The sequence below is a fragment of the Streptomyces sannanensis genome, from assembly GCF_039536205.1.
Taxonomy (GTDB): Bacteria; Actinomycetota; Actinomycetes; order Streptomycetales; family Streptomycetaceae; genus Streptomyces; species Streptomyces sannanensis.
In genome coordinates this window covers 5613394-5627292 of the sequence record NZ_BAAAYL010000001.1, presented here as the reverse complement: position 1 = coordinate 5627292, position 13899 = coordinate 5613394, and the positions used below count along the sequence as shown (strand labels likewise).

Below are 13899 nucleotides of genomic sequence, written 5' to 3'. Positions count from 1 at the left end.
AGCTCCGGCGACGACCACAAGCGGCCCGCTCACTCTTCGTCGCTGCGCTCCAAGACCAGGCCGACGGACCCGTCTTCCAGTCCGTTGCTGTCTTCGAGGTGCAGATGGGCTCCATCCGGAACTCCTTCGCCGGCCAGCACCAGAAGATGCCCGGCAAGCGTCCTGAGACCCACGGCATTCGCCTCGATGACGACCTCTCCCCCGAGGTTCCGCACCTCGATCCGCGCGTCGGCATCCCATGTGAAGACGAGCGCGGCGCCCTCAGCGGCGGCCGTGACGTGAGTGCTCTCGATCGGAGCTGAGCCGGTTCCGGAAGTCATGGAACGCATGATGCCGCTGCCCGGACAGGCCCCGAAGGTCGGGGGTGGTCCTGACCCACGCACCGCACCCAGCACACCAGTGGGAAACCGGACTGGCGGGCGGACGCACCACGCCTGCACCCGCGCAGCCAACTAATCCTGCCGTCGGCTGACAGGCACCTCATAGACGATCTCGCACAGCGCAGCAGGTACGACGATGTCGGCCGTCTCCACGGGCCGCCCCTCATCGCTGTAGTACGTCCGCCGGATGTGCGTCACGAGGGAGCCCTTCTGGATCCCGAGGAGTGACGCCTCCTCTGCACTCGCCTGCGCCGGCTCCGGCTGCTCCACCGCATGGCTGACAGTGATCCCAATCGCGGCCATACGGTTCACGACACCCACACCGGCATGCGGCCCACCCTCAGGCAGTACGACGAGAGTGCCGCCGGTGAGGTCGTACGGCTCCCAACTCGTCGACAATTGCACGGGCCGGCCGTCGGCGAGGAACTCGTACACGGTCCGGACACACAGGTCGCCCTCGGCGATACAGCTCGGCCTGGCGGCCGTACTCTTGGATCACGCGTCCGACGTGATCGGCGACAGGAAGACCGACCCGGAAGAGCTGCGGGCCCTGGCAACGGACCTCTCGGGAACCTTGCAGGACACGTTGCGCGTAGCGGAAAGCCGCGGTCGCCGCCTGCCGGGTCCAAGTCCTCCGGAAACCCGCGCTGGCAGCCCCGTGCTGCCGGCGGATGCCTTCGGCTAGCGAGCAACGCACACCCAACGACGATGAGAAGCCCCGGACTGAGTCCGGGGCTTCTCCGCACACGGCTCCGGAGGCCCTTGGGACCTGGGCAACGTCGCAGGTTACGGCCCTGGACGTGGCAGATCAGGCGGGACGATTCCACGGATAGTCCACGGTCGGCCGAGTACCGCTTTAGGAGTTCGATCAACGGAGCGCGTGGGCTGCTCGTAGTCGTGTTCCAGGGCGGTTGCTGATCCACCCATGACTACCCGGATCCATCATTGTCCGACGACGTTGATGTCAGCTGCTGATGTCAACCTGCACTGGGAAGTGGCCGTTCACGAGGGGACCGGCAGGCCTCTCGCCCGGCGCGCGCATGTGAATCTGTGAACTGTGGGCGCCTGGCAGTAGTGGAACGGTTCGGTGTCCGCCTGCGTCGTCCCTCTCCGGGGCACGTTGGCTGTGTTCCGGAGAGGGGAGACCGGGTGCATACGGGCAACTTCGCCAAGTGGACCAGGCGGTTCGAGGACGAGTGTGAGCGCAGGCGTGCCCAGGGTGATCCGGACTGGGGGCAAAGCGCGACGCTGCATCCCGCGGTGTGGGCCAGCATCCAGCGCTTCCAGGTCGGCGAGGACGGTGACGGTGCCAACCTCGTCGGCAAAGCGGACCAGGCCGGCGACGCCGACTACGGGCAGGCGGTCCGGCTCTTCATCGCCGAGGAACAGAACCACGCCCGTCTGCTTGCTCGGCTGCTGGCTGCGGGGGGCATGCCCACGTTGACTGGGCACTGGAGCGACGCGGTCTTCGTACGGCTGCGGCGTCTCATGAGCCTGCGCATGGAGCTGCTGCTGCTGATGATCGCGGAAGTAGTGGCGCTGCGCTATTACCGGGCGCTGCGCGATGGCACCGACGACGCGCTCACTGCGGATGTGGCGGGGCGGATCCTGTCCGACGAGCAGCGCCACGTCCCGTTCCACTGCGAGCGACTACACGCCTCCCTGACGGAGCTGCCCCGTGCAATGCGCCGCCCGGTGATGGCCCTGTGGCGACTTCTTCTGCTCGCGGTCTCTCTCGTCGTCGCCGCCGACCACGGTCTGGCACTGCGCCGACTCGACATCGGACGCCTGCGCTTCGTGGGAGATGTCATGACCTCGTCCCACACGGTGGTCTCCGCAGTGCTGGTGCCCCGCCCAGATGCATGGACGAGCGCGGGCTGACAAGAGACAACCCACCGCTTCCTACAACCTCTTTAGGAGCGAGGTTGGGCGATCACATGGGTGACCTGCAAGTTCCTGGCATCGGCCAGAGTACGGCTGAGTGTCCGTCAGACACTCGGATTCCCCGTGGTTCCCCGTCTGTCATGGCACGACAGTGGCACGGGCCCGCGGAGTTGGTGGAGCGGCTGGGTGATGAGGCAGGCGACCCAAATCGCACCCCGGGGCACGCCCTTTACCGTGCGGACGACCTCATCGTGAACAGCGTACCCGTGAGGTCGGCGGAGTCTTAATGGCTGAGTCAACTCGCCGGCCGACCCAACCCCTCGATGCGAACTACGGGCGGGACGGTCGCTGAGGTCTCCTGAGCTGGTCGGACGGCTTCCCGGGGGCATGGTCGGTCATCTGCGGCCCGCCTGGTTGCTGTACTCCATTGCTGTACGGCTACCAGACATATCGCCTCTGTCAGAGGTCGTGGGGGCTCATGAACGTTGAGATGTCCGAGCTCGGAGTGCACGGAGTTGCCATGCGCCTCGCCCTCTCCTCGTCTGAGACTGGCTGGCGCTCGGTGGGTTGGTAGTTTGGGTCTTCCCAATCGCAGTGTGTACAGACTCCAGCCACGGCCATGTATGAGCCGCAGTCCTCGCAGCGGGTTGCTGCCTGACCGAATCGCAGGCGCGCCTCCGTGAACATCACGAGGAGGTGTTCTACGGCCTTGAGACAGAATCCGGCATCAGCCCCAAATCCTGCCGTTTCCGACCCGTACGTGTCCTCGTAAACCACAACGCTCGCAGCGCTCATCCATGAGCCGTTCCGGGGGTTCGGCCGGGGTGCGTGATCAGGGGCCGCCCAGGCCGGCCTGACGGGCGCGGACTATCGCCTCCGCACGGCTCGCGGCCTGGAGTTTGGTGAGGATGTTCGAGAGGTGGTTGCGGACCGTCTTCGGGCTGAGTACCAGGCGGCGGGAGATCGCCAGGTTGTCGAGGCCGCGGGCGACCAGGTCCAGCACCTCGCGTTCGCGGGCGGTCAGTTCCGGGAGGGCGACCGGGGCCGCGCCGGGGGCGTGCAGACCGGTCAGGTAGGCCATGACGCGGGAGGCGACCGCTGGGCCGAGGATCACCTCGCCGTTGGCCACCGCCCGTACCGCGCGGTCGATCTCGGCGGGGGCGGCGCCCTTCAGGAGGTAGCCGCGGGCCCCGGCACGCATCGAGGCGAACACCGAGTCGTCGTCGTCCAGCATCGTCACCACCAGGACGGCCGTGGCGGGGCGGAGGCGCAGGATCTCGCGGGTGGCGTCGACGCCCGACGGGGCCTGGGCGCCCAGGTGCAGGTCCATGATGACGACGTCCGGGGTGTGTGCCTCGGCCGCCGCCACCGCGCCCTCGACCGTCTCGGCCTCGGCCACCACCGACAGGCCGGGAAGGGAGCCGAGCAATGCGCTCATACCCATCCGGAAGACCGGGTGGTCGTCCACGACGACGACGGTGAGAAGTTCGCTTCGAGGGTGCTCAGTTGACATGGTCCGCCCGTTCCTGGAGGGGGACGCGGAGGACGAGCCGGGTGCCCCGGCCGTCCCGGCCCGGGCCCCATCCGACCGTTCCGCCGACGCCTTCGGCCCGTTCCCGAACGGACTGGGTGCCGATGCCCGGGCGGGTGCCTTCCGCGATGCCGTGGCCGTCGTCCTCGACCGCCACGGTCAGGGCCTCGCGCCCGGCGAGTTCGACGACGCAGGTGCGGGCCCGGGCGTGCCGGGAGACGTTGCGGATGGCCTCCGCCACGATCGCGTACGCGGCGCCCGCGACCTCCGGTGGGACGTCCGGGCCGCCCTCGTCGCGTACGACCACCGCCAGGCCGTCCGCCTCGTACCGCATCACCAGCTCGCGCAGCGCCGGTACGAGGCCCAGCTCGGTCAGGACCGGCGGGATCAGGCCCCTGGCGAGCACCCGGACCTCCTCCACCTGGGCGTCGACCTCCGTGCGGAGCCGGGCCAGCAGGGTGTCCGCGGCGTCGGCCCCGGCGGGGAGGAGGTTGCGGGTGGCCGCCAGGCCGAGTCCGATGCCGGCCAGTGCCGGGCCGAGCTGGTCGTGCAGTTCGCGGCGCAGGGCGCGGCGTTCGTCGTCGCGGGCGGCGGCGAGACGACCGCGTGATTCACGCAACGCCCTGGTGACGGCGGCGAGATGGACGGCTGTGGCGACGACCGGGGCGACCTCGTCGAGGGAGGCGCGGGCCCGCCGGTCGAAGCGCTCGCCGGGGCGGGTGGTCACCAGCAGGGTCCCGGCGGCCTGTTGACGTACCACGAGAGGGACTTCGAGGAGGTCGGCGCCGAGGACGTCCTGGTCCCCGACGACGGCCAGCGGCTCTCCCTCGGAGTCGAGGACCTTCACCGAGCCGAGGTTGAACGAGGTGGCGACGCTCTCCGCCATCCCGGTCAGCACCTCCTCCGGCGTGGCCCCGCTGCCGAGGTGGCGGCCGACCCGGCTGAGCGCGGGGGCCGCGGCCTCTCCGTGGACGAGCCGGTCCACGCGGCGCTGCAGCCAGCCGCGGGCGGGCTGGATCCCGACGGCGGGGGCGGCCGTGGCCAGCACCCGGCCCAGCGTTCCCTCGCCGGGCAGCACCAGCCCGAGCACGGCCACCGTCACGAAGTACCCGGCCACCAGCATCCCGGTGAGCAGCGACCAGACCAGGGTCCGGCTGATCGCCAGGTCGATGCCCCACAGCTGCTGCCGCAGTACGGCGACCAGGACGGCTGCCGGGAAGAACGCCTGGGAGGCGAGGTGGGTGAGCGGGGTGAAGAGTACGAGCAGTCGGCTGTGGCTCTCCGGCCAGAGCACCAGCGGCAGGAACGTGATCGCGATGAGCGCGGTACCGATGGCCAGCCAGCCGAGGCCGCGCGCCGCGGGATCGCGGTAGCGGCGGTACGCGGCGTGGGCCGCCGCGGCCAGCCCGAGCACAACAGCCGCCGCGAACAGACCGGTCTGGACCGGCTCGGTGAGCCGGGCCCAGCTCTCGTCGCGTACCGCCAGCGGCGCGACCGGCTCGCCGCTCTCCGGCCACGGCCAGGGATCGGTCAGCCGTACGCCCAGAAAGGCGACGATCACCGCGGTCCCGGCGGCCATCGCGGCCCTGGCGGGCCACGCCGGCCGGCCGGCCGACACCAGATACGGCACGACGAGGGTCAGCGCGAGGGTCCCCGGGACCCAGGCCGTGCCCTGCAGAACCGCCCAGGACGGCGGGAGTTCGTCGGCCGGCCGCAGTGCCACCAGCTGGGCGGTGACCGCCGCGACGCCCCCGCCGACGGCGGTCAGCGCCACGAGCCAGGCCACCGGGTGCAGCCTGCGGTTCAGTACGACGGCCGCGACCAGCCCGTACACCAGCGCGTCCGCCGTGTCGACGAGGAAGTACCACTGGTCCGAGGTCCATGGCGCGCCCGCCCTGGCCATCAGCACGAGGGCCGTCGCGGCCAGTCCCCATGCCGTCACGAGCACGCCGACGGCGGCGGCCCGGTGGCCCCCGCCGTCGATGTCGTGCTTTTTCCCGGTCGATGCTCTTGTTCCCCCCACGGGCAAAGCATCCCAGGGCACCGTCATGGTGTCACTCCGCGGTACGAACCCGCCCGAAGGCGAACGCCACGCCCAGGACCAGCAGATAGGGGAAGCCCACGAAGAGCGCCATGTACTGGAACGGGGTCAGCTGCGTCACCAGGAGCAGCAGCCCGAACAGCAGGCTGACCACACCGATCCACCGGCTCACCGCGCCCTGCCGGAAAGCGGCGACGACCAGTGCGAAGGCGGTCAGCAGCAGCCCCGCCCACAGCCAGCCGTACGTCCCGATCTGTGCCGCCTCCGCGATGATCGTGTCCGGGTCGGTCTTGTCGCGCATCCGGAGGTTGTGGAACAACTCGGTTCCCATGCCGGCCCCGACGAGGCTCATCACCCCGACGAGCACCATCCCGAGGAACGCGGTCACCGGCACCAGGCTTCCCGCCGGGCACTGCTTGTCCAGCCTGCGGCGCAGCCCGGCGCCGAAGATCACCGCACCGAAGGCGGCCACGGTGAACGCGACCTGGGTGGCGAACACCCACCACATGGCGGCGTCGTCGAAGCGCGCCACCATCTTCGCGTTGTCGATGATGTCGGCTTCCTCGAACGGGTAAAGAGGCCCGGACGCGAAGATGAGCAGCAGCCCGGCGAGCCCGGCGACGAGCCCGCCCCAGGCCCAGCCCCGGCCCTCGGCGACCGCCCTGGGCGGCGGGTTCCCGATGCCGGCGGTGAACGGTTCGGAGAGTGGTGCGGACATTGCTTCCCCCTGAGGTTCGTGCGCGGTGTCGCCGTGCACAGGGGTCCGGCCCCCGTTGCGGTTCTCCCCGCCCATGTCCCGGACCCCCGTGCGTTCCCTACGGTGCCGCGCCCGGTGTCCCGGGCACATGGGCCCGCCGTCCCGTCCTCCCGGGACGTCACGACGGGCCGGCTGTTGGAACGGACCACCCATCGTCGGGGCCGGGAGAAAGGCCCATGGCTACGCGCAGAACCTCGCGACCGCCTCGGCCACTGCGCCCGCGCCGTCCTCCTCGCCCATCCGCCGGGCGGCCCTCGCTGCTCCGTCCCGGTACGACGGCTCCCCCACCGCGTGCCTGATCTCCTCCGCGAGCCGGTCGACGGACAGTTCCCGGAAGGGAATCGGGTCCGTGCCCGCGCCGAGCGCCGTGAGACGCCCGGCCCAGAACGGCTGGTCGGCCATCACCGGCACCGGCACCACCGGGACCCCGGCCCGTAGACCCGCGGCCGCCGTACCGGCGCCGGCGTGGTGGACCACCGCGGCCATCCGGGGGAAGAGCGAGGCGTGCGGCACCTCGCCGACGGTCATCACGTCGTCGCCGGATGCCGCCAACCCTGCCCAGCCGGCCTGGAGCACCCCGCGGACCCCGGCCCGGCGCAGTGCCCGTACGGCCAGATCGCTCAGCCGCTCCCCCTCGCCACCGGCCATGCTGCCGAAGCCGATGAACACGGGCGGCGGGCCGGCCCGGAGGAAGTCCTCGAGCTCTGCGGAGAGTTCGTGGTCCTCCGGAACGTGGGGCCACCAGTTGCCTACGACCTCCAGGCCTGCGCGCCAGTCGGGCGGTCGGGGTACCACGGCCGGGCTGAAGCCATGGAGGACCGGCCAGTCGGCGCTCTCCTGACGGCGGCGGACCGCCCTCGGGCCGGCGGGGGGAAGGTCCAGCCGGGCCCGTAGCTCCTTCACCGCGCTCGCGTGGATGCGGTCGACCACCCGCAGCGACAGCCGCCCCGCGGCCCGGTTGCCCCAGCGGCCCAGGGACCTTCCCCCGCCCACCACGGGCGGGAAGGCCGCGGTGGGTGCCACCGGCTGCAGATACAGGCCCAGGCCGGGCACGTTCATCGCCTCCGCCACATGCCAGCCCAGCGGAGCCGTCGTGGTGGACAGCAGCAACAGGTCCGCACCCTGCCCGGCGGCATCGGCAATGCCCGCGCCCAGCTCCCGGACGAAGGCGGACGCCTTGCGCAGCAGGGACCCACCACCACGCTTCTCGCCGTCGGCAGTGGGCGGACCGGTGCGGGGATCGGCGGGCAGCACACGGAATTCCAGGCCGCTCTCCTTCACCATCGGGGCAAAGCTCTGGTGCGTGGCCAGCGCGACCTCATGACCGGCCGCCCGGAGGCGGACGCCTACACCGGTGTAGGGGGCGACATCACCGCGGGACCCGGCTGCCATGATCAGGATCTTCACAGGACTCCTCGGAAAGCCGTCCGGCGTTGGCGTGGACGGCCGTGTGCAGGAACCGGGCCAGGCCGGGCCGCTGCTCGGAAGGGGGTACGACCAAGGCGAAGGCACGGGCGTCCTCGACGTAGTCGTCGGCGATGCGGCAGTGCATTTCCGGTGGGCAGGGCGTGAACCAGCGGGTGATGTGCCGGCGGTGCTCCTCGGCGAGAGCGATGACCGGGTCGCTCTCCGCGTCCTCCGCGGAGTCGAATGCGGCGATCAGCCGGGTCCGCCATGCGGCGGCCTCGGTCATGATCTGCCGCCAGTCCGCCTTCGTATGGGTCGCGGCGCGGGCCATCGCTTCCTGATGGCCTTTGCTCCGCCCCCACTTGAGGTGGGCCTCCGTCGCGTAGCTGAGGTCGAAGGCGACCTCCCCGAAGACCTCGAACCGCTCCTCGGGAGTCAGCTCGACTCCCGTCTGCCGTACCTCCATGGCTTGTTCGGCGACCTCGACCAGCCTCTGCAGCTTGGCGATCTCCTCGGTCAGCAGCCGGTGCCGCTCCCTCAGATGATCGAGCGCATTGGCGTGCGGATCCTCCAGGATGGCCCCGATCTCCTCGAGGGAGAAACCGAGTTCCCGGTAGAAGAGGATCTGCTGCAGCCTGGCCAGGTCCGCGTCGCTGTAGAGCCGATAGCCCGCGGGGCTGCGGTCGCTGGGAGTCAGCAGTCCGGCGGTGTCGTAGTGATGCAGCGTTCGTACGGTCACCCCCGCGAATCCGGAGACCTGCCCGACCGAGTAGCTCATACCATCGCCTTTCGTTCCCCTGCACTGTGAAGCCTGACGTGGCGTGAGGGTCAAGCAGGCCCTCCCCCAGTGCGCCATGACCGGCCCCTGCCCCGGGTCGGGACGGCCCGCCGGGAGCAGCGGTGTCCCCAGCGCGGCGACCGCCGCCGCGACGATCGCACACGCGGTGAAGGCGTCGCCGAAACCGCCGGTGGGGACCGGACCCGCGCCCTCGCCCTCGAGGCCCGTGCCGGCGACGGTGGAGATGACCGCCACGCCGAGTGCCGCGCCCAGTTCATGGGAGGCGCTGACCAGGCCCGAGGCCGGCCCCATGTCCCGGTGCGGCAAGCCGTTCATGGCGGCCGTGGTCGCGCAGACGAAGGCCGCGCCGAGGGCGAACGAGAGCAGCGCGAAGCCGGGTACGAGCGCGGTCCGGACATTGCTGTCGGCGGAGAGCCCGGTCAGCAGGCACGCGCCGACGGCCGCCAGTACGAAGGCGAGCGACCCCACCGGGCGCCGGCCAAGGCGGGTGACGAGATGCGAGCCCAGGTGCGCGCCGACGGTGACGGCGACCGCGACGGGGAGAAGGACCAGCCCAGTCGTGGACCGGAGTGCCGCTCCCGTCCCAGCCGCCGCGGTGGCCCCAAGCTTGCTGTGCAGGACATCGACCCTGTCCGAGCCGGGACAGGGGAACCCGCTCCTGGAGGCTCGGTGGGAAAGTGGAGGCCGCTGGCTGTGCTGGGGACGGCGCAGTTCCTGATGGTGCTGGACACCTCGGTGATGAATGTGTCGATCAGTCGGCTGGTCGAGGACTTCAACACCGAGGTGACCGCCATCCAGGCCGTGATCACCCTCTACACACTGGTCATGGCCGCATTCATGATCACCGGCGGGAAGCTCGGTGACCTGTTCGGGCGCCGCCGGATGTTCACGACCGGGCTGGTCGTCTACGCCATCGGTTCGGCGATCACAGCTGTCGCTCCGGTGCTGTGGGTACTGACACTCGGCTGGTCGGTCATCGAGGGACTCGGCGCCACCCTGGTGCTGCCGGCCCTGGCGGCCCTGGTCGCGGGCGCCTACCAAGGAAGGGACCGCGCCGTCGCCTACGGCGTGATCGGCGGGCTCGCCGGAGCGGGGATCGCGGTCGGGCCACTGCTCGGCGGCTGGGTGACGACCTATCTGACCTGGCGGCTGGTCTTCGCGGGCGAGGTCGTGGTGGTGGCTGCCATCCTGCTCGTGATCAGCTGGATCCCACCGGATCCGGCCCCGGGCACGCGGGAGCGGGCACGGCTCGACGGACTCGGCGCGCTGCTGTCGGCGGCGGGCCTGTTCCTGCTCGTCCTGGGCATTCTCCAGAGCAGTTCCTGGGGCTGGCTGAAGCCGAGGAACCCCCCGGTGACCGTCTTCGGCTTCTCCCCGACCCCCTTCGTCATCGCCGCCGGCATCGCCCTCCTCGCCCTGTTCGAGGCCTGGGAAAGACGCCGGGAGGCACACGGCCGGGTGCCCCTCGTACGGTTCGGGCTGTTCGTGATCCCCACCCTGCGCTCGGGTCTGGCCATGCTGCTCAGCCAGAACCTGATCCTGCTCGGGCTGTTCTTCGCCATCCCCCTCTACCTCCAGGTCGTCCAGGGCATGAACGCCTTCCAGACCGGCCTGCGGCTGCTGCCCGTGTCGGCCACCATGCTCGTGGCCTCCATGAGCGGACCGCTGCTCGGACGCCTCGCCTCGCCCCGAACCGTGGTCAGGGCCGGCCTGCTGGTCCTCATGGCCTCGACCCTGTGGCTGCTCGCCACCCTTCAGCCCAAGATCGACGACATGTCGTTCGCCTGGGCGATGGGGCTGCTGGGCCTGGGCATGGGGCTGCTCGCCTCCCAACTCGGCAACATCGTCCAGTCCAGCGTCGGTGAGGTGGACCGCAGCGAGGTCGGCGGCCTGCAGTACACCGCGCAGAACCTCGGCTCGTCACTCGGCACCGCCTTCATCGGCTCCGTCCTGATCGGCGCGCTCACCGCGGCGTTCGGCTCGCTGGTCGCCGCCGACCCACGGATCTCGGAAGCCGTCCAGCAGCAGACCGCCATCCGGATCGAGTCCGGCATCGGCTTCGTCCGCGCCGACGACGTCCGCACCGCCCTCGCCAGGACGTCCGTCCCTCCGCAGGAGGCCGACGCCCTGGTCGAGGAGTACACGGCGGCCCAGCTCGTCGGTCTCAAGACAGGCGTCCTCGCGGCCTGCGCCATCACCCTGGCCGGCTTTGCCTTCACCCGCCGGCTGCCGGCCACGAAAGCGGCGTGACGGCACGTCGGACGGCATCGGCCGGCCCGGGTGCGGGCCATCCCGCCGGACAAGGCGCCGGCCGAAGTACGGACCGCCTACACGGGCCGGCCGCTGTCGCCACGGCCGGCCGCGCTCGCCAGTGGCCCGGTACGGCTGCGTAACGCGATCGCCGACACGGTGGAGGCGTACTGGACGCCGGCCGTGGCCCCGCACCGGCCGCGCATGCGGGCCGTACTGGAGGCGGACATACTGCACCGGGCCCGGAGTGGTGCTGTACGCCCGCACGGAGCTGGGGTGCGCCCTGCCGGCCGACGGCTGAGCGGCGGTCCTCATGAACTCTGCCGAGCGCTGGAGCTCCGAGGGCAGGGGCCGTTGAAGAACGAGACCACGATGCGGGTGGGAGTTGCGTCGCCGACGGCGAGGTCGAGGGGAACGCACCGGCGGCCCTCGACATGGAAGCCGCCGATGAAGGTGGTGTCGGTGTTCGGGCAGGCGTGGAAGGTGACGGCTTGGGCGGGGCTGTAGGACCATGCCTGGCCGTAGTTCAGACCGGCATACGCCCGCGCCTCGGGGGCGACGGCGACCGTGACGGTTGTGCCGGCCCGGAGTTGGACGCCGATCTTGAAGTCGTCGCCGGATACGGCGAAGTCCCTGGGGTCGGCGGTGGCCCAGGTCTTCAGGTCCGGCCAGCTCAGCGGGCCGACCACGACATCGTCGGCGGAGCGGCGGACCGGCTGCTCGATGTGCGCCTCGTGCGGACCGCACCGGATCGACCGCGGGTTGGTCGCGGTGCCCGCCGAGGCGTCCGTACGGTCGGGCCCGGCCGGCTGACCGGCCGGAGACCGGGACGTGGCCGGCGGTGGGCTGGGCGCATCCGCTGACCGATGCGCCGTGCACGCGGCCAGCAGCGTGAGGGTGGCGATCAACAGCCGTGCTGGTTGAGTACTACGCATGTGCGCTTCCCCTCCAGGTCTGCCAGGCGGGGCAGTGGTGCTCCCGTGCCAACCCCCACGCCGATCATTCCGCTGCGGCTGGGACTGGATCCGCCGGATCATGTGTCTGCCCCCGATCAGCCCAGGTTGTACGCGAAGGACCGGCTGCTGGAAGACGGATTCGACGTCCGTGACGAGGACGTGGCCCGGCTTTCGCCATTCGCGCGGCACCACATCAACATGCTCGGCCGGTACTCCTTCCAGCTCCCGGACCTGCCTGGGGTCTGTGGCCTCTTCGTGAACCGGGCGCAACCGACGAGGAATGACAAGGGCGGGCAGCCATTGCGGCTGCCCGCCGTGGTTGCCCCTGCTTGTTCCCGGTCAGGCTGTTCGCCTGCCGATACCGGGAAGGAACCGTCCGGTCCGGGCGGTGTAAGCGGCGTAAGCCTTTGCGTGCACGGCCGCGAGGTACGGCTCCTCGACGACGCGGACCTGCAGCTGAACGGCCGCCACCAGGGCCACCAGCGCCAAGACGGCGATCCAGTTCGGCACCATCAGGGCCAGGCCCGCGGCGGTGACGGTCATGGCGGTGAAGACCGGGTTGCGGACGTGGGCGAAGAGTCCGTCGGTGACCAGCGTGGTGCGCTCGCCGACGTCCACGCCCACCCGCCACGAGGCGCCCATGTTCGTCTGCGCGGCCAGGGTGAAGGCCATCCCGGCCAGGGAGAGCAGCAGGCCCGTCCACTGCACCGGCGTGATTTCGCTACCGGGCAGGGCGTGCAGCCCGTTGAGGGCTGCCGCCGGGGCGGCGGCGCCACCGAGCAGGGAGGTGACAAAAAGAATGCCGGCCCACCAGGGGGCCGTGCCGGGGCGGCCGGAGATGCCTCGGAATCCTGCGTCGCCGGTACGGCGCCGCTGGAGTGCGGCACGGATACCGAAGGCGGTCCCGGCCCAGGCGAGGTAGAGGGCGAGTGCCGCCCAGGCCCAGCCGTTCACTTCCCGGCCTTTACGCTCGGGGTGCAGTTGACACATCCCGGGCGGCAGCATATGGAGGTCATCAGCAGCAACCCTTCGTCTCCGCGTCCACGCAGGTCTTGTCGTTCTCGACTGCCACGACGGCCTGGCGCAGGTCGTCCAGCGCGTGGCCCAGGCGAGCGTCGGCCAGCTCGTAGCGGGTGCGACGGCCGTCGGGCACCGCAACGACCAGGCCGCAGTCCCGGAGGCAGGTGAGGTGGTTGGAAAGCCGCGTCCGGGAGACGCCGATGGTTTCGGCGAGATCGGAGGGGTAGGCCGGGGCCTCGCGCAGGGCGAGCAGGATCCGGCAGCGGATCGGATCGGCAAGGGCGCGGCCGAAGCGGGCCAGCACCTCGATGTCAGGGGCGACTGTCAGCACCCCCCGATAGTACACAGGGTCCTGAATTCAGGAAACAATGGATTGTCGATGGGGTAGCGTCTGCTGCCCCAGGCGCGAGCAGGCTGGTCCGCTCCGCGATCGCCTCCGGAGACGGCTTGAAGTACCGGCGGCGCGGACCGGACTCGATCAGCTCGCCTCGCTCCAGCGGCCTGACGGCAGCCTCCGAGGGGTGGGTGCTGGGAGTGGCGCAGGGCGCCTGCGAGTCGGAGTCCTGGCAGGTGCAGCCTGAGCCCGTACGGTGGCGGTGCCCGATGGCCACGGGCCAGCCGAGATACGCCGTGGCGCACTCGATGGTGTCGCGGCCGTGCGGGACATGCAGGATGTCACCCATGCCGCCCTCCGCGTCCGTTTCGGAACCATAGGTGATGGTCACGACACGAGAGTCCCGCCGAAGCGGAAGGGCAACCCACAGGAATCCTGTAGGCCGCCCAACTGGCATATGCGCACCCCGCTCGTGCAGAAGGATCGTGGTGTTCAAGTCCTCCAGCGGCGCGGGCAGCAGCCCGGCCACCGCCGGGTCGT

The 13899-nt window shown here is 70.7% G+C and carries 10 protein-coding genes and 2 pseudogenes; 2 read left to right on the top strand and 10 right to left on the bottom strand.

The features are described from left to right. Positions 1-29 precede the first annotated feature (29 nt). Complete coding sequence (locus ABD858_RS26250) at positions 30-320, bottom strand: Imm32 family immunity protein (protein WP_345041935.1); 291 nt, start codon at positions 318-320, stop codon at positions 30-32. 132 nt (positions 321-452) lie between these two features. After that, positions 453-845 (bottom strand): annotated as a pseudogene (locus tag ABD858_RS26245) (UTRA domain-containing protein); the annotation flags it as partial. Between the two features lie 684 nt (positions 846-1529). On the opposite strand from ABD858_RS26245, the gene ABD858_RS26240 reads away from it, so the two are divergent. Next, positions 1530-2261 carry a ferritin-like domain-containing protein gene (locus ABD858_RS26240; RefSeq protein WP_345041933.1) on the top strand — a complete coding sequence of 244 codons (732 nt, stop codon included), beginning with the start codon at positions 1530-1532 and terminating at the stop codon, positions 2259-2261. 835 nt (positions 2262-3096) lie between these two features. Here the strand turns inward: ABD858_RS26240 and ABD858_RS26235 are convergent. The 5 genes from ABD858_RS26235 to ABD858_RS26215 all read right to left on the bottom strand — a co-directional run bounded on the left by ABD858_RS26235 (position 3097) and on the right by ABD858_RS26215 (position 8778). Next, positions 3097-3777 carry a response regulator gene (locus ABD858_RS26235; RefSeq protein WP_345041930.1) on the bottom strand — a complete coding sequence of 227 codons (681 nt, stop codon included), beginning with the start codon at positions 3775-3777 and terminating at the stop codon, positions 3097-3099. Beyond that, entirely contained in the window at positions 3767-5818 is a 2052-nt protein-coding gene (locus ABD858_RS26230; protein WP_345041928.1) for a sensor histidine kinase, read from the bottom strand. Before ABD858_RS26230 ends, ABD858_RS26235 begins: the two co-directional genes overlap by 11 nt. 31 nt (positions 5819-5849) lie before the next feature. Continuing rightward, positions 5850-6554 carry a hypothetical protein gene (locus tag ABD858_RS26225; protein WP_345041925.1) on the bottom strand — a complete coding sequence of 235 codons (705 nt, stop codon included), beginning with the start codon at positions 6552-6554 and terminating at the stop codon, positions 5850-5852. A 219-nt stretch (positions 6555-6773) separates the two neighbouring features. Further along, positions 6774-8000, bottom strand: coding sequence for a glycosyltransferase (locus ABD858_RS26220; RefSeq protein ID WP_345041923.1), 1227 nt, complete (start codon positions 7998-8000; stop codon positions 6774-6776). Continuing rightward, the gene (locus ABD858_RS26215; RefSeq protein WP_345044879.1) at positions 7963-8778 is read right to left on the bottom strand and encodes a MerR family transcriptional regulator; all 816 of its coding nucleotides are present in this window, start codon (positions 8776-8778) and stop codon (positions 7963-7965) included. Before ABD858_RS26215 ends, ABD858_RS26220 begins: the two co-directional genes overlap by 38 nt. A gap of 690 nt (positions 8779-9468) precedes the next feature. On the opposite strand from ABD858_RS26215, the pseudogene ABD858_RS26210 reads away from it, so the two are divergent. Next, positions 9469-11192: pseudogene (locus tag ABD858_RS26210) on the top strand (MFS transporter). Between the two features lie 168 nt (positions 11193-11360). Here ABD858_RS26210 and ABD858_RS26205 read toward each other — a convergent pair. The 3 genes from ABD858_RS26205 to ABD858_RS26195 all read right to left on the bottom strand — a co-directional run bounded on the left by ABD858_RS26205 (position 11361) and on the right by ABD858_RS26195 (position 13356). Further along, positions 11361-11984, bottom strand: a complete 624-nt coding sequence (locus ABD858_RS26205) for a hypothetical protein (protein WP_345041921.1) — start codon at positions 11982-11984, stop codon at positions 11361-11363. Between the two features lie 360 nt (positions 11985-12344). After that, positions 12345-12959 (bottom strand): methyltransferase family protein, encoded by a 615-nt coding sequence (locus ABD858_RS26200; RefSeq protein ID WP_345041918.1) that lies wholly within the window; start codon positions 12957-12959, stop codon positions 12345-12347. A 61-nt stretch (positions 12960-13020) separates the two neighbouring features. After that, positions 13021-13356: an ArsR/SmtB family transcription factor gene (locus ABD858_RS26195; RefSeq protein ID WP_345041915.1), complete on the bottom strand. Its 336-nt coding sequence runs from the start codon at positions 13354-13356 to the stop codon at positions 13021-13023. Positions 13357-13899: the final 543 nt, after the last annotated feature.